The organism is Vibrio sp. vnigr-6D03 (assembly GCF_002835515.1).
Lineage (GTDB): Bacteria > Pseudomonadota > Gammaproteobacteria > Enterobacterales > Vibrionaceae > Vibrio > Vibrio penaeicida.
Map to the genome: position 1 here is coordinate 23,975 of NZ_PIZL01000015.1, position 16,935 is coordinate 40,909.

Below are 16,935 nucleotides of genomic sequence, written 5' to 3' on the forward strand. Positions count from 1 at the left end.
AGGAAGCAAAGGGAGAATTGCAATGGCTCTATACGATCCACGTCTTGAAAAAGACAACTGTGGATTCGGTTTGATCGCCCATATGGAAGGTCAGCCGAGTCACAAACTCGTCCGCACTGCTATTTCAGCACTCGACAGAATGACTCACCGTGGTGGTATCGCCGCCGACGGTAAAACGGGTGATGGCTGCGGATTACTACTTCAAAAGCCAGATACTTATCTGCGCATTATCGCCCAAGAACAAGGTTGGAACCTAGGCAAACAGTATGCGGTTGGCATGGTCTTCTTTAGCCAAGATCCTGAAAAAGCCAAAGAAGCCAAACGCGTAATTAACGAAGAACTAGCAAGAGAAACACTCACTGTCGTTGGTTGGCGTGATGTTCCCATCAACACCGATGTTTTAGGTCCGATTGCCAATGAGTCCGTTCCTAACATCGAGCAAGTGTTTATCTCAGCCCCAGCAGGTTGGCGGGAACGCGATATTGAACGTCGCCTGTATATTGCTCGTCGCCGTATTGAAAAACAAATTCAAGACGATGACGATTTTTATATCTGCAGCCTATCGACTCAAGTCATTGTGTACAAAGGGCTGTGCATGCCTGCGGATCTACCTCGATTCTATTTGGACTTGGCGGATCTACGTATGGAATCGGCGATTTGCTTGTTCCACCAACGTTTCTCCACCAACACGCAACCGCGCTGGCCACTGGCTCAACCATTCCGCTATTTAGCGCACAACGGTGAAATCAATACGATTGAAGGTAACCGCCAATGGGCTAGAGCACGCGCTTACAAGTTCTCGTCGCCACTGCTACCAGACTTACAAAGTGCCGCGCCATTTGTGAATGAAACAGGTTCTGATTCATCCAGCTTAGACAACATGTTGGATTTGTTCTTAGCCGGTGGTATGGATGTGTTCCGTGCCATGCGGATGCTGGTTCCACCAGCGTGGCAAAATCACCCAGACATGGACCCCGATCTGCGTGCGTTTTATGACTTTAACTCAAAGCATATGGAGCCTTGGGATGGTCCTGCGGGGATCGTTTTATCGGACGGTCGATACGCAGCCTGTAACTTAGATAGAAATGGGCTGCGCCCAGCTCGATATGTCATCACTAAAGACAATCTGATTACACTCGCTTCAGAGGTCGGTATATGGGATTACACGCCAGATGAAGTCTCTGAAAAAGGACGTGTTGGTCCCGGTGAACTTCTGGTTATCGACACTCGAAAAGGAAAACTTTGGCAATCGTCTGAGATCGACAGCGACCTAAAAAGCCGTCACCCTTATCGTGAATGGATGGAAAACAACGTTCATCGCTTAACGCCCTTCGCAGAGTTAAAAGACGATGAAGTGGGTCAACGCAATTTTGATAACGATGAGCTCAAAACTTATCAAAAGCAATTTGCGATGAGTAATGAAGAAGTCGATCAAGTCCTTCGAGTACTGGGTGATATGGGGCAAGAAGCCGTCGGCTCAATGGGCGACGATACCCCAATGGCTGTTTTATCTTCCAAAGAGCGCTTGGTAACGGATTACTTCCGTCAAAAGTTTGCACAGGTCACCAACCCACCGATTGATCCTCTTCGTGAAAAACACGTCATGTCACTGGCCACCAGCGTGGGTCAGGAAATGAATGTGTTCTGCGAAACCGACGGTCACGCACATCGAGTTGCCTTTGAATCACCGGTTTTGCTGTATTCCGATATGTTGCAGTTGCTTGAACTGAATGACGAACATTACCGAAATACCATCCTGGACATCAACTTTGATCCTGAAGAAAAATCACTCGAGCAAGCCATCCATGATTTGTGCGCGCAAGCTGAAACCGTTGTCCGCCAAGGCACGGTACTGGTTGTCTTATCCGATCGTGATATCCAGAAAGGGAAACTGCCGATTCCGGCTGCAATGGCAGTGGGTGCGGTACAAACTCATCTGATCAATGCCAATTTACGCTGTGATGCCAATATTATTGTGGAAACGGCTACGGCACGCGATCCTCATCAATTCGCAGTATTACTGGGCTTTGGTGCGACTGCGGTTTATCCATATCTAGCTTACGAAGCCTTAGGTAAAGCCATTGATGATGGTGCACTGGAACGCTCCTACGGAGAAGCGATGCTGAACTATCGCAACGGCATCAATAAAGGGCTATATAAGATCATGTCCAAAATGGGCATTTCGACCATCGCTTCCTATCGCTGCTCTCAGTTGTTTGAAGCCGTTGGATTGCACCAAGATGTTGTCGATCTTTGTTTCAAAGGGGTGACAAGCCGAATCCAAGGCGCTTCATTCAGTGATTTCCAACAAGATGTGTTCAATCTTTCTCGTAAAGCATGGGCAAAACGCAAGCCCATCGACCACGGTGGATTGTTGAAATTTGTCCACGGTGGGGAATTTCACGCCTACAACCCAGATGTCGTCAGCACATTACAAACGGCGGTTAATTCGGGAGAAACCAGTGACTATAAGTCCTTTTCTAAGCAGGTTAATGAACGTCCTGTCGCCATGTTGCGTGACTTATTGAAACTAAAGAAAGCAGACAAAGCGCTGCCACTAGAAAAAATAGAGCCAAACACCGAACTCTTTAAGCGATTCGATTCAGCGGCCATGTCGATTGGTGCACTCAGCCCTGAAGCACACGAAGCCTTAGCCATGGCGATGAATCGCTTAGGCGGCTACTCAAACTCCGGTGAAGGCGGTGAGGATCCGCGTCGCTTTGGTACGGACCGTAATTCACGTATCAAACAAGTGGCATCGGGTCGATTTGGCGTTACCCCGCACTACCTGACCAATGCTGACGTATTACAAATCAAAGTCGCCCAAGGGGCAAAACCGGGTGAAGGTGGTCAGCTTCCGGGTCACAAAGTGACGGCTGAAATTGCCAAACTGCGTTACTCGGTGCAAGGTGTCACCTTGATTTCACCGCCTCCTCATCACGACATTTATTCGATAGAAGATTTGGCTCAGCTGATTTTCGATCTAAAGCAGGTTAACCCTAATGCATTGGTTTCCGTCAAACTGGTTTCCGAGCCAGGGGTCGGCACCATTGCGACGGGGGTTGCCAAAGCGTATGCCGATCTCATTACCATATCCGGTTACGACGGCGGCACCGCAGCCAGCCCATTAACGTCTGTGAAATATGCTGGCTGCCCTTGGGAGCTGGGGCTTGCAGAAACTCAGCAAGCATTAGTGGCCAATAGCTTACGTCATAAGATCCGTTTGCAAGTGGATGGTGGACTAAAAACGGGCTTAGACGTCGTAAAAGCCGCCATTTTAGGGGCAGAAAGCTTCGGCTTTGGTACCGCTCCAATGGTTGCGATGGGCTGTAAGTTCCTCCGAATCTGTCACCTAAATAACTGTGCAACGGGCGTTGCTACTCAGGATGAAACCCTGCGTAAGCAGTATTTCAAAGGGTTGCCAGATATGGTTGTCAACTACTTCACAGGGCTTGCCGAAGAAGTACGTGAAATCATAGCTGAGCTGGGCGTTGAAAAACTCACAGACTTAATAGGGCGCACCGACTTGCTGGAAGCCGTTCAAGGTATGACGGCAAAACAAAGCAAGCTCGATCTTTCGGGAATTTTGGAGAAGCCAATCTCGCCGCAAGGGCACCCTGTCAGTTGGACTGAGCCCAATACTCCATTTGATAACGCTGCGTTAAACCAAAAAATCATCTCCGATGCCATGGCGGCAGTCGAAGCCAAGCAAAGTGCTAACTTTTACTACGATGTGATTAATACCGATCGCTCGGTAGGTGCGCGTTTGTCTGGTGAAATCGCCAAGCGATATGGTAATCAGGGAATGGCTACCCAACCCATTAAGTTGTACTTAAATGGCACTGCTGGGCAATCCTTCGGTGTTTGGAATGCTGGAGGTGTTGAGCTCTACCTGACTGGTGATGCGAACGACTATGTCGGTAAAGGCATGGCAGGCGGAAAAATCTCCATCAAGCCACACTTAGGTACCGCATTCCGCTGTAATGAAGCAACGATTATAGGCAACACCTGCTTGTACGGTGCAACAGGCGGTAAACTGTTTGCGGCTGGTAAAGCTGGTGAACGTTTTGGCGTTCGAAACTCTGGCACCATTGCTGTCATCGAAGGCGCAGGCGACAACGCATGTGAATACATGACGGGAGGTGTTGTTGCCATTCTTGGCGCAACAGGCGTGAACTTTGGAGCGGGTATGACAGGCGGATTTGCCTATGTACTGGATGCGAACGACGACTTTAAAGGGCGTGTGAACACAGAATCGGTTGAAGCTCTATCGCTCTCGGATCTCTACATCCATCAAGAGCATTTGAGAGGGTTGATATCAGAACATTTGGACGAAACCAACTCAGCACATGCTGAGGAAATTCTGGCAAATTTCGACGAATGGATTCCTAAGTTCTACCTTGTGAAACCACAAGCCTCTGACTTGAGAACATTGCTCGGTCACCAAAGTCGCAGCGCAGCTGAGTTGCGTGTTCAGGCACAGTAATTAGGAGAGATTCATGAGCCAGAACGTATACCAATTTATCGATGTTCAACGTGTCGATCCGGCTAAAAAGCCGCTAAAAATACGTAAAATCGAGTTTGTAGAAATCTACGAACCCTTCACCAATCAGCAAGCAACTGCACAAGCTGATCGCTGCCTTGACTGCGGAAACCCTTACTGTGAGTGGAAATGCCCTGTTCACAACTACATTCCTCAATGGCTAAAGCTTGCCAATGAAGGAAGAATCATAGAAGCAGTAGAGCTGTCTCACCAAACAAATAGCCTACCCGAAGTGTGCGGGCGTGTGTGTCCACAAGATCGCCTGTGTGAAGGTTCTTGTACGCTTAACGACGACTTCGGCGCTGTCACCATAGGTAACGTCGAAAAGTACATCACCGATAAAGCCTTCGAAATGGGCTGGAAACCCGACATGTCTGCCGTGGAATGGACAGACAAAAAAGTCGCCATTATTGGTGCGGGACCAGCCGGTCTTGCTGCCGCCGACATTTTGGTTCGAAATGGGGTAAAGCCAGTCGTATTTGATCGCTACCCAGAAATCGGAGGCTTACTGACGTTTGGTATTCCTTCTTTCAAATTGGAAAAAGGGGTAATGGAAAATCGCCGTCGTATCTTCAGTGATATGGGCGTCGAATTTAAAATGAACGTGGAAGTTGGCAAAGATGTACAACTTCAAGAACTCATTGATGATTACGATGCTGTCTTCTTAGGCGTGGGCACCTATAAAAATATGCGTGCAGGCTTAGAAAACGAAGAAGCGCCTGGCGTATATGATGCGTTGCCATTCCTCATTTCCAACACGTATAAAGTGATGGAACTGGATACAACCGACCCATACATCGATATGGCAGGCAAGCGCGTGGTGGTTCTTGGCGGAGGAGACACTGCGATGGACTGTGTTCGCACGTCCATTCGCCAAGGTGCAAGCAACGTTGTTTGTGCATACCGACGCGATGAAGCCAACATGCCCGGCTCTCGCCGTGAAGTAAAAAATGCTAAAGAAGAAGGCGTAAACTTCATGTTCAACCTTCAGCCGCTTGGTATTGAGGTGAACAAAGAAGGCAAAGTCGTGGGCGTGAAAGTGGTGAAAACCGCGCTGGGTGAACCCGATAGCGCTGGACGTCGCCGACCAGAGCCCGTCGCGGGAAGCGAACACATTCTGGATGCCGATGCGGTGATCATGGCCTTTGGATTCCAACCACACAAAATGAGCTGGTTAGAACCTTTTGGTGTGGACTTGGATCAATGGGGTCGCATCAAAGCACCTTCCGACCAAGAATTTCAATACCAAACATCCAATAAGAAGATCTTCGCAGGCGGTGACGCCGTAAGAGGATCCGATTTAGTAGTAACGGCCATTGATGAAGGCAGAAAAGCTGCGGAAGGAATCCTCGATTTCTTAGAAGTTTAACTCGCCAACACTACCCTTAACACTTACTCTAAAAGCAAAGAATGCCGTTATTCTTTGCTTTTTTCATTCAAAGGAGAGTTCACCAATGAAAACCATCAGCGTCGTCTTAGGCTCTTTAGTTTTCCTTTCGGCTTGTAGCCAAGAACCTGTTTCCATTCCAGACAGAACTTCTCATCCTTGTGGCGATAGCCCTAACTGCGTGTCCACCCTTGAACACCGTGAAGACTTTATTCTGCAGCCTTTCACGTTAGCATCAAGCGATATCACCATTGAGCAAATTGAAACCGTGGCGCTATCAATGCCGGGCTCGCTAACGGCAGTAAAAGATGGCTCTTACATTCGAATAGAATACACCAGTGATTTCTTCGGGTTTGTCGACGATTTAGAAATCAAAATTGAGGGAGACAAACTGATCGTACGCTCTGAATCCCGCACGGGTCACTCCGACTTTGGCGTAAACAGAGAGCGCACGGACGAACTTCGCAGTAGCTTGTTAGAGCAAGGTTTAATTACCCCATAATCAGCACTTCACTTGTGCCTAAATTGGTTTGTGTCCAACTTAGACACAAACCGTCTCATTTCAACCAACGATAATTCAATCCAATAACGGTACATTCAATATCAACACATTGAATAGTAAAGGGAATGAATTATGTTTAAATGGTTAAAGCTTGCCGCTCCAGCTTTGATGGTCGCGTTAGTAGGATGCAGTGTTGACACCGATGAGGCAAAAAAACTCACCAAGCCAACCGTCAACGCTGGCAATGATCAAGTGCACACGCTTCCTGTTAGTAGTATTGCCCTAAACGGTACAGCATCAACATCACCCAGTGTCTATGATATTGAAACCGTCTCTTGGACTCAGCGATCTGGTCCACAGCAGTTAAGTATTCTCAATACAGATAAGTTGAAGGCGTCCATTATCAATCCGACATTGGCAGGTACCTATGAATTCCAGCTGTATGTTAGGGACAGTGGCGATCGCAGTAACACCGATACTGTTCGGCTCATACTTAATGCCGCAAATACTGGTGCTTCGGCTTCTGCTGCTATTAGACACTACTCAGACCAAACCACTCAAAAACAACAAACCCAGTCAATTCAAAAAACAATACAAATACCCGTATCGGTTGTTTCGACTGAGCTAACCAGTTCAAACGGCGTAATACAGTACGGCACGATGGACACAACTCCCTCTAGTGATATTCAAAAGCAAACAGAGAACGCTCTTCAACAGCTAAGTGATGCTGCCACCGTCACCTTTGATTTCTCTGAAGTCTCTAAAGACAATAATTCACAACTCCTGATCGCAATGATTGAATCCTTAAGAGGTGATAATGCTGCGCAAATCGTTTCTTCCTACGACTCAGAAAACCCCGTGACCACCATTTATTTGCAAGACCTAAAACCACATCAAAATATGAAGTTTGATAACAGCGAACTCGGGACACAATTAAACGAGCTAGTCGATACCTTACAGCTCACCATCCCATCAACTTCAATCAGAAAAAACTAGCGCAATAAGAGCAATCAGCAAGCAGCCATAGCTCGTGCGCTGTGGAAGCCAAAAACCTCAAGAGCACTAATAATTCAACCATTACTGAAATTATGATCTTGAGGTTATAGCTCCATCGCTACCGAAAAATATTGCCTAGACGGGGTTAGAGACTGCAAAACTTTCCTGCTACAATCCGCTGTAATTGAATACTAACTTAGAGACGTCCAATGAAAATCGGTATTATCGGTGCCATGCAGCAGGAAGTGGCTATCCTGAAAGAAGCAATGACTCACTGTAAAGAAGAAACACGCGCAGGTTGTGTTTTCTACACAGGTCAAATCAATGGTGTGGATGCTGTTTTGTTGCAGTCTGGTATTGGCAAAGTGGCGGCTTCTGTTGGTACCACCTTGTTACTCGAAATCTATCAGCCTGAAGTCGTGATAAATACCGGTTCTGCTGGTGGTTTTGATTCTTCTCTGAATTTAGGTGACGTTGTTATTTCAACCGAAGTTCGTCATCACGATGCGGATGTTACCGCTTTTGGTTATGAAATTGGGCAGATGGCAGGTCAGCCGGCGGGTTTTGCTGCCGACGAAAAGCTGATGGCAGTTGCAGAGCAAGCTCTAGAAAAAATGGATGGCAAGCACGCAGTTCGCGGACTCATTTGCACGGGTGATGCCTTTGTATGCAGCGCAGAACGCCAGGCTTTTATTCGCACGAATTTTCCATCTGTAATTGCAGTAGAAATGGAAGCGGCAGCTATCGCTCAAACCTGTCACCAATTTAATGTTCCATTTGTGGTTGTTCGCGCCATCTCTGACGTTGCAGATAAAGAGTCTCCAATGAGTTTTGACGAATTCCTTCCTTTGGCGGCACAAAGTTCTTCGGAAATGGTGCTCAAAATGGCTGACCTACTGAAGTAACATTACTCATGGAAGAGCTGTTTACTAAGCTATATTCCAACGGCGCCCTATTGGTTTTATGGGGCGCTTTGCTGTTCCATTTTATCTTGCCTATCCCCAAATCTGTGCACCCTGCGACGCTTTGGCATAAGTTTGCTGAAATCCTCGCAACCAAGGTGAACAACAATCAAAACCACGGGCAAAGTGTCATCTCTGGCAGCTTGGCTTGGGGGATGATGTGTGTACCAGCCTTAATCTTCTTTATCGCATTAAAGCCTCTGGTCTGGCAGCCACAACTGTTCGATTTAGCATTACTTCTATTGGCGATCGATTGGCGTAGCAATGAGTCTCTCGCAAAACACCTTATTCAAGCTTTAGGGAAAGAAGACAAAAAACGCGCCCGCCGTGAATTAGCGCCTCATGTTAATCGAGCAACCGATACGCTGTCTCCATTAGGGCTTGGCAAAGCTGGCGCAGAAACTCTGATTTTAGGGTACGGCAGAAACGTTATCTGTGTGATGTTCTGGTATGCCATCGGTGGCGGTATTGGTGCCATGATGTACCGCTTAATCATGGAACTGGCACGGGCGTGGTCGCCTAGTCGAAGTGAATTTCTACCTTTCGGCTTACCCGCTATTCGAATGCTCGCACTGTTAGAATTAATTCCTCTTAGGCTATTCAGCTTATTTATAGCCTTAGGCAACAATATGTCTGCGGCGTTATCTGGCATGCTTTCGCAAGGAAAAACATGGCCAACACCGGGCCCTGGTTGGCTAATGGCGGTAGTGGGTAACAAACTCGAGCTATCACTTGGCGGCCCTGCTATTTATGGCGATAAAAAAACCATGCGCCCCAAACTTGGAGGTCGAGTCGCGCCTTCCGCTTATCATTTATCCCAAATTCAACACCTTCTGGCGTGGCGAATCTGTGTTTGGGTGTTGCTGCAAAGCGCAATCATGGCAGTCATCTATCAAGGTATTTAAATTGAAAACGCTCTTTGTTTTGTTAGCAGGTCTCCTTGTTAGCCAATCTGTTTTGGCTAATACCACACCTCAACGCATTATTTCCCTTGCGCCTCACGCAACAGAAATCGCCTTTGCAGCTGGACTAGGCGACAAGCTTGTTGCCGCAACCGACCACAGCGATTACCCAGAAGAAGCGAAAGCACTCGAACGCGTCGCCAACTATCAAGGCATAAAACTCGAACGCATTGTGGCGCTTCAACCCGACTTAATCATCGCGTGGCCAAGTGGTAACCCCGCCAAAGAGTTAGACAAACTAAGAAAACTTGGATTTGAAATTTATGACTCCAAAACGGGCACATTCGAAGATATTGTCCACAATTTAGAGCAGCTAAGCCAATACGCTGAAGACCCAAGTATTGGCATGAAAGCCGCCGCGGATTTTCGAGAAAACCTAGCGCAACTTAAACAACGCTATACCACCGATAAGCCCGTAAAGTACTTCTATCAATTAAGCACAAAACCCATTATCACGGTGGCGCAAAATAGCTGGCCAAGTGAGGTGTTTAGTTTTTGTGGGGGTACAAATATCTTTGTCGACAGTGCGTCTCCCTACCCTCAAGTTGGTGAAGAGCAGGTCATCGTTCGGCAGCCAGATGTCATCTTTACTTCTCGACATGCCGTACAAGATGAGTCCCTATGGCAAGGGTGGGCATCGCAAGTCCCTGCTGTACAACATAAACACATTTGGTCACTGAATTCCGATTGGATAAATCGACCGACACCGCGCACCGTTAAAGCCATAGAGCAGGTATGCGAGTTTTTTGAACAAGCAAGGCAATACGCAAAAGCTAACTGAGAATACGAGGAACATGGACGCATTACTTCTATACACAATTGATCTGTTTGGAACCGCGGTATTTGCGATTTCTGGGGTGTTGCTAGCAGGCCGATTAAAAATGGACCCATTCGGTGTAGTGGTGCTGGGCAGTGTCACTGCCATTGGCGGCGGTTCGATACGCGATATGCTTTTAGGGGCAACTCCCGTATTCTGGATATCCGATACCGCATATCTCTGGGTTATTTTCATTACCTGTGTGCTCACCATGTTGATTGTTAGACGTCCTAAACGCTTGCCATGGTTCGTATTACCCGTCTGTGACGCCATCGGGCTGGCAGTCTTTGTCGGAATCGGTGTAGAAAAAGCGTTAAGCTATCAAGACAGCGCCATTGTTGCCGTCATTATGGGGGTACTCACGGGGTGTGGTGGCGGTATTATCCGCGATGTTCTAGCGCGAGAAATCCCAATGGTATTGAGAAGCGAAGTGTACGCCACCGCCTGTTTAGTGGGTGGTATTGTTCATACTGGTGCTATCGCTTTAGGTGTTGAGCACTCTCCTGCATTATTCATTGGTATTTTCACTACATTGACCATTAGGCTGGCAGCCATCAAATGGCACCTTTCTCTGCCAGTATTTGCCATAAATAAATAGTTTAAAACAATGGGTTTAACCCCATCAATAGATGAATTAATTCAGCTAGCGTTATTCAGGCTGTAACACCATCGTATTTTATTGGCCCACATCTTTTGATGTGGGCTTTTTGTTGCGCGCTTTTTTTGAGTGACTTCTCATTTAGCTGACTTAAAAACGATTAAATAAAGTAATTTGTTTACTTAATCACTCTGCGAACTATATTAATAAACAAATAACTTTACTAAAACAACTATTAGAACGTCAGGAGGCAATATGAACAACATACGATCTTCCACTCAACATTTAGTGACTGCGACACATCAATTTGATCCCAACTACCAAGGCAACTTAACGAATCACTTGCCCATGGCTTTGGTGGCACTGGATCTTAGTGGTGCGTCAGAAGCCCGAATTCAGCGCTTTTATGATCATTACGTCAAAATTTTGGATCCCAAGAAAGCCTCACGTACCGCGAAACAGCCACAAATTTCGAACCGAGATCATTTCAATGACTGGCAAGCATTCTTCCTCAATGAAATCCATAGCCACGGCATAGAGACGTGCCTGAAAACTCAACTTCCAGTACTCGTTGAAGGGATTGCAGCGGCAGCGTTTCACGGTCTGATTCGGTTATCCTATGCCATTGACTTAGGTTCTCCAGACGAGATATCCCATGCGCTGGCATACCTCGCTAGCGAATATCAGTATTTGGGCGATCTTCAGACCACAAATTCATACTCGCTGGAAGAACAAATAGTAGAAGGACACAACTTGTTCCACCAACACTCGTTTGAACCGGGAATCATTGTGGATCGAGTGCAAGAAGTGATCGAGTCAGAACGCTACGTATCCATATCAGCGATACCGGATACACTCCCACTGGAAAAGGTGCGCGATGTCATTCTGAAGCAATTTATCCGAACTAATGATTTCACGTATTTACACGGCGTGACCGGTCTACAAGCGTTCATCAATATCTTGCCTTATCTACAAGATCAAACTGTTGGACTACAACGCTTTTGGCAAGCTTACGTGGCAGCTTATTGTGCGAGTAGCCCATACGCCAAAGCCACGGACTGTACCATCACTCATCCCAGTAAAAATTGGCAACAACGATTGCAACGTGCGAGCCAAAGCAATGACGACCACACCATAAAGCTGGTTTTTAGTTGTTATCGCATCGATCAATCCCACCCTACCCCATTATCTATTCAAGCTGCTGAAATGCGTCTTGCTAAGGAGTCGTTATGAGTACTTATGTCGAACACGCTAATGTCACCGTTAAAAATGTGGATCGCGCCATAGAGTTTCTTCAAACCGCTTTACCTGATTTCAAGATTCGCCATTTCGGGCATAGCCATTATCGCTGGTGCCATATCGGTACAGAAGAAACCTATATTGCCTTACAGGAAGTTGTTGAAAAATAATCAGTAGATCGCTCTCCCTATGTTGATGTAGGTATCAACCACATTGGGTTCGTGGTCGACGATATTGAGGAAGTAGAACGCAGGTTACTGAGTAATGGCTATGAACAGAACCCAATGGAAACAGAGCATCCATATCGTAAACGCCTCTATTTTTACGACAGCGATGGACTGGAATGGGAATTCATCCAATACCTGACTCACGATTCGAAAAAACGAAATGACTACGAACACTAATAACCAGCCCACCAATATTAAGGATGAGGTCAGTGACTAAAATATCTATTGTCTATTTTTCAAAATGTGGCGCAACAAAAGCCTTGGCTGAATATATCGCCAGTGGCGTCCGTTCTGTACCTAATGCATCACCGACACTGTTAGAAATTGAGCCTAAGGACATTCACGAAGGACGTTACAAAAATTATGCGCTGTTTGAAGAACTCAAAAACAGTGATGCCATCATTTTTGGGGCACCCACCTACATGGGCGGTCCCGCTGCCCAATTCAAAGCCTTTATGGATACAAGCAGTGATGCCTACGTTGAACGGGAATGGCATAACAAACTAGCCGCGGGCTTTACTTGCGGTGGAAGCCTGAATGGCGAACAAGAACAAACGCTGTTTTCATTCTTCGTATTGGCTTGTCAGCACGGCATGATTTGGGCTGGCTTGGACGAATCCGAACATGTCAGCGACAGCGGATTAAACCGGCTGGGATCCAATATAGGTCTGACGGCTTGTAATAAAGATATTGAAGAGTTAGTGCATTCAAACGACGCCAAGACCGCCATCTATTTAGGTGAACGTATCGCGAAGCTCACCAACTAGAACTTGATATATCCAAGTGGTTCAGAATTTAGAGCCACTTAGGTATATAACAAAATTAATACCGATAACATACTGGAATAAATATCATTTTATCTTAACAATTCAATCATATTTCCTAGTCAGAGTTTTGATTCATATGACACCCATTAAATATGTGATGCTTTAGGCTAATTTATAATTATGATGATAAAACTATAATACGCGAATCACATTTGCTTTTTTTGTGAATACCAAACTTCATTAAGCTAATATATATTTATGTGAGTAGAGCAATATTCTTGCTTATGGGCAGAGGAACATACAATGAACATGTACCTTAATTGGCAATCCAAATTCCAGCTAACCCTGTTAGACTGGTATACCATCGATCATCAAATTTCATTTCATCTATCTTCTGAATAAGAACTTTTCAAGTCAATCTCAGTGACGAAAAAGCGCATCTAAAGCAAGCAAAAAACATCGGCGGAAATTGCTGTAAAGAATCATTATATTCTTTATTTCCCACCTGTTAACACCTGCTTTATTCATAGCTAAATCATCACTGTTCTATTTATTAACAATTAATTCTAAACATTGAATTCATTAATCATTTGATGGGATTCATCTCATCTAAAATAAATATAATCTTGAAAGGCCTTAATATGGAAAACTTTAAACACCTCCCTGAACCATTTCGCATTCGAGTTGTAGAGCCAGTAAAACGCACCACCCGAGAGTACCGTGAACTAGCCATAATGAACTCAGGTATGAACCCATTTTTGTTAGACAGCGAAGATGTTTTTATCGATTTACTGACAGACAGTGGAACAGGTTCTATCACTCAAAGCATGCAAGCCGCGATGTTAATGGGAGACGAAGCTTACAGTGGAAGCCGAAGCTACTATGCATTATCAAAAGCGGTAAGCGATATTTTTGGCTATGAATATACCATTCCGACCCACCAAGGGCGTGGGGCAGAACAAATCTACATCCCTGTGCTCATCAAAAAAAGAGAGCAAGAAAAAGGATTGGACCGCAGCAAGATGGTCGCACTGTCTAATTACTTCTTTGACACCACACAAGGGCACACTCAAATAAACTGCTGTGTCGCGAGAAACGTGTATACAGAAGAGGCCTTCGATACTTCAGTAAATGCTGATTTCAAAGGTAACTTTGATTTAGAAAAATTGGAAAGTGCCATATTAGAAGTTGGCGCTCAGAACGTCCCGTACATTGTCAGCACCATCACGTGTAATTCCTCTGGCGGGCAACCTGTTTCTATCGCGAACTTGAAAGCCGTATACGAAATTGCTGGAAAATACGACATTCCAGTCATCATGGACTCAGCTCGATTTGCTGAAAATGCCTATTTTATCCAGCAACGTGAACCAGGGTATGAGGATTGGAGTATTGAGGATATTACACGCGAATCGTACAAATACGCAGACGGTCTCGCTATGTCTGCCAAAAAAGACGCCATGGTTCAAATGGGTGGGCTATTGTGCTTTAAAGACAGCCGATTCGACGATGTTTACAACCAATGCCGGACGCTATGTGTAGTTCAAGAAGGTTTTCCTACTTACGGTGGACTAGAAGGCGGAGCAATGGAGCGCTTGGCCGTTGGGCTTTATGAAGCTATGCGACAAGAATGGCTAGAATACCGCATTGGACAAGTTCAATACCTCGTGGATGGGTTAGAAAAACTGGGTATTGTCTGCCAGCAAGCAGGTGGTCACGCCGCGTTTGTTGACGCAGGTAAGCTTCTTCCTCATATCCCTTCGCATCAATTCCCGGCACATGCTCTGGCTTGTGAACTCTACAAAGTCGCTGGTATTCGCGCCGTAGAAATTGGCTCGCTACTGCTGGGGCGTGATCCTGCTACAGGCGAACAAATGCCCTCTCCTGCTGAGCTGCTCAGGCTCACGATTCCTAGAGCCACTTACACGCAAACCCACATGGATTTCATCATCGAGGCATTTGAAAAAGTCCAAGAAAATGCTCAAAAAATCAAAGGCTTGGAGTTCACCTATGAACCTGAAGTACTCAGACACTTTACAGCGAAGCTCAAAGAAGTAGAAGAAACAACGAAGGTCGCACAGGAAGTGCCAATGACCGAAGTTTAACTTATTCGGGCGCTTTTTAAGCGCCCTTAATTTTTCAGCATGCACCTGATATCTCGGTATTGGGGGAGTATTGCTGTGCCTAGAAAAACTGTAATCAGGGATACGATTATGAAAAAATCCCCATCAATTTTGGGTGGCGCATGCATTATTGCCAGCGTCTGCGTCGGCGCTGGAATGCTGGGGCTTCCCAGCGCAGGTGCTGGCGGCTGGACGTCTTGGTCGCTCATTGCTATTACCATTACTATGATCATCATGACACTGTCTGGATGGATGCTACTTGAGGCGTTTAAGCATTACGATCTCAAAGTATCTTTCAATACCGTGACGAAAGATATGCTGGGCAACAACGTCAATAGGTTAAACAATTTGGCGGTTTATTTTGTCGGTGGCATATTACTTTACGCTTATATCACTTCATCGGGGCTCATTTTACAAGAAGTCCTCGGAGTGAGCAGCCAATTGGCTTCTATCCTATTTGTATTCATCTTTTCTGGATTTGTGTGGCACTCCACCAGAGCGGTTGATCGAATCTCTGTGATTCTGATTTCGTTCATGGTGTTGAGTTTTGTGTTTGGTGTGTCCGGTTTGGTCGCCAAAGTCGACATGTCCATCCTCTTTGATAAAGTGAGCGACGAAACCCGTTACGCACCTTATGCCATGGCAATGCTGCCCGTGGCACTCACGTCATTTGGTTACCATCATTCCGTATCTAGCATGAGAAATTATTACGGCGAAGAAAGACGAGCGAAATACGCTATTCTTGGCGGTACCACTATTGCCGTCTCCCTTTATATTCTTTGGATCATAAGTATTTACGGCAATCTGCCTCGCAGTGGGTTTGGTCCAGTTTTAGAGCAAGGCGGAAACGTTGATTCGCTTTTGAATGCCCTTGGCTCGGTTATCGAATCTGAGCGCGTCTCCAATGCGATTAACTCATTTTCTATGGCGGCTGTCCTTTCATCGTTTATAGGCGTTGGGCTAGGAACTTTCGACTACCTTGCCGATCTGTTCAATTTTGAAGATGACAAGCATGGTCGCACGAAGACTTGGGCAGTCACCTTTCTTCCCCCACTTATTCTGTCACTGCTTTTTCCGTTCGGTTTCCTTATTGCTATTGGTTATGCTGGTGCAGCGGCAACATTGTGGACGTGTGTCATTCCTGGCTTGTTGGTCATGAAGTCACGTCGCCGAGAAGATGGGCAAGAAGGTTTTAAAGCCCCTGGAGGGCAAATAATGGTGGTGCTGGTTATCGTCTTTGGCGTCACTACCGCAGTATTCCACTTACTCTCTATGCTTAATTTATTACCCGAATTCACGGGCTAGCAAGGAATTAAAATGAACAAAATTGAAACCAACAACGCCCCTGCAGCAATCGGACCTTATGTTCAAGGTGTGGACTTAGGTGCCTTAGTCATTACATCAGGTCAATTACCTATTAACCCTACAACCAAAAGTATGCCCGAAAGCGCGGCCGAGCAAACCCAACAGAGTTTGAATAACGTGCTTGCGATACTCGAACAAGCAGGGCTTGACGCATCAAACATTGTTAAAACCACCGTTTTCGTAAAAGACTTAAACGAGTTCACCAATATTAATGCCGTATATGAGGCGTTTTTTGTTCAAAATGACGCACCATTTCCTGCCCGTTCATGCGTTGAAGTCGCGCGATTACCGATGGACGCCAAAGTAGAAATTGAAGTGATCGCGATCCGCTCTTGATCTCTTTCAACCTCTAAATTTTTACCTTCAACCCTATTTAAGCCGCTGAAATAGCGGCTTATTCCACACTCCAAAAGTGATTTAAATCACACAATCACCTTAGAGCTTGTTTCC

At 45.9% G+C, this 16,935-nt stretch carries 15 protein-coding genes; all 15 read left to right on the forward strand.

Translation table 11 applies throughout. The features are described from left to right. The first annotated feature begins 22 nt into the window (after positions 1 to 22). The 15 genes from gltB to CW749_RS12140 all read left to right on the forward strand — a co-directional run bounded on the left by gltB (position 23) and on the right by CW749_RS12140 (position 16,821). Positions 23 to 4,486 carry a glutamate synthase large subunit gene (gltB, locus tag CW749_RS12075; protein ID WP_101112391.1) on the forward strand — a complete coding sequence of 1,488 codons (4,464 nt, stop codon included), beginning with the start codon at positions 23 to 25 and terminating at the stop codon, positions 4,484 to 4,486. A 13-nt stretch (positions 4,487 to 4,499) separates the two neighbouring features. Continuing rightward, complete coding sequence (locus CW749_RS12080) at positions 4,500 to 5,912, forward strand: FAD-dependent oxidoreductase (protein WP_101112392.1); 1,413 nt, start codon at positions 4,500 to 4,502, stop codon at positions 5,910 to 5,912. A gap of 85 nt (positions 5,913 to 5,997) precedes the next feature. Beyond that, entirely contained in the window at positions 5,998 to 6,432 is a 435-nt protein-coding gene (locus tag CW749_RS12085) for a DUF1499 domain-containing protein (RefSeq protein WP_101112393.1), read from the forward strand. Between the two features lie 132 nt (positions 6,433 to 6,564). Beyond that, entirely contained in the window at positions 6,565 to 7,428 is an 864-nt protein-coding gene (locus CW749_RS12090) for a hypothetical protein (RefSeq protein WP_101112394.1), read from the forward strand. Positions 7,429 to 7,637: 209 nt separating this feature from the next. After that, positions 7,638 to 8,333: a 5'-methylthioadenosine/S-adenosylhomocysteine nucleosidase gene (mtnN, locus tag CW749_RS12095; protein ID WP_101112395.1), complete on the forward strand. Its 696-nt coding sequence runs from the start codon at positions 7,638 to 7,640 to the stop codon at positions 8,331 to 8,333. Positions 8,334 to 8,341: 8 nt separating this feature from the next. Then, entirely contained in the window at positions 8,342 to 9,295 is a 954-nt protein-coding gene (locus CW749_RS12100; protein WP_101112396.1) for a cobalamin biosynthesis family protein, read from the forward strand. A 19-nt stretch (positions 9,296 to 9,314) separates the two neighbouring features. Then, positions 9,315 to 10,133, forward strand: coding sequence for a vitamin B12 ABC transporter substrate-binding protein BtuF (gene btuF / locus CW749_RS12105; RefSeq protein WP_237322434.1), 819 nt, complete (start codon positions 9,315 to 9,317; stop codon positions 10,131 to 10,133). Between the two features lie 13 nt (positions 10,134 to 10,146). Then, positions 10,147 to 10,767, forward strand: a complete 621-nt coding sequence (locus CW749_RS12110; RefSeq protein ID WP_101112398.1) for a TRIC cation channel family protein — start codon at positions 10,147 to 10,149, stop codon at positions 10,765 to 10,767. Between the two features lie 255 nt (positions 10,768 to 11,022). Further along, the gene (locus tag CW749_RS12115) at positions 11,023 to 12,000 is read left to right on the forward strand and encodes a questin oxidase family protein (RefSeq protein ID WP_101112399.1); all 978 of its coding nucleotides are present in this window, start codon (positions 11,023 to 11,025) and stop codon (positions 11,998 to 12,000) included. Continuing rightward, the gene (locus CW749_RS28580) at positions 11,997 to 12,176 is read left to right on the forward strand and encodes a hypothetical protein (RefSeq protein WP_343232591.1); all 180 of its coding nucleotides are present in this window, start codon (positions 11,997 to 11,999) and stop codon (positions 12,174 to 12,176) included. The genes CW749_RS12115 and CW749_RS28580 overlap by 4 nt, the downstream gene beginning before the upstream one ends. A 42-nt stretch (positions 12,177 to 12,218) precedes the next feature. Continuing rightward, positions 12,219 to 12,410: a VOC family protein gene (locus CW749_RS28585; protein WP_343232597.1), complete on the forward strand. Its 192-nt coding sequence runs from the start codon at positions 12,219 to 12,221 to the stop codon at positions 12,408 to 12,410. A gap of 23 nt (positions 12,411 to 12,433) precedes the next feature. Continuing rightward, entirely contained in the window at positions 12,434 to 13,000 is a 567-nt protein-coding gene (locus CW749_RS12125; protein WP_101112400.1) for a flavodoxin family protein, read from the forward strand. Between the two features lie 641 nt (positions 13,001 to 13,641). Next, entirely contained in the window at positions 13,642 to 15,102 is a 1,461-nt protein-coding gene (tnaA, locus tag CW749_RS12130) for a tryptophanase (protein WP_101112401.1), read from the forward strand. 108 nt (positions 15,103 to 15,210) lie between these two features. Next, positions 15,211 to 16,425 (forward strand): aromatic amino acid transporter, encoded by a 1,215-nt coding sequence (locus tag CW749_RS12135; RefSeq protein ID WP_101112402.1) that lies wholly within the window; start codon positions 15,211 to 15,213, stop codon positions 16,423 to 16,425. Positions 16,426 to 16,437: 12 nt separating this feature from the next. Further along, a complete protein-coding gene (locus CW749_RS12140) occupies positions 16,438 to 16,821 on the forward strand; it encodes a Rid family detoxifying hydrolase (RefSeq protein ID WP_101112403.1) in 384 nt (127 codons plus the stop codon). Positions 16,822 to 16,935: the final 114 nt, after the last annotated feature.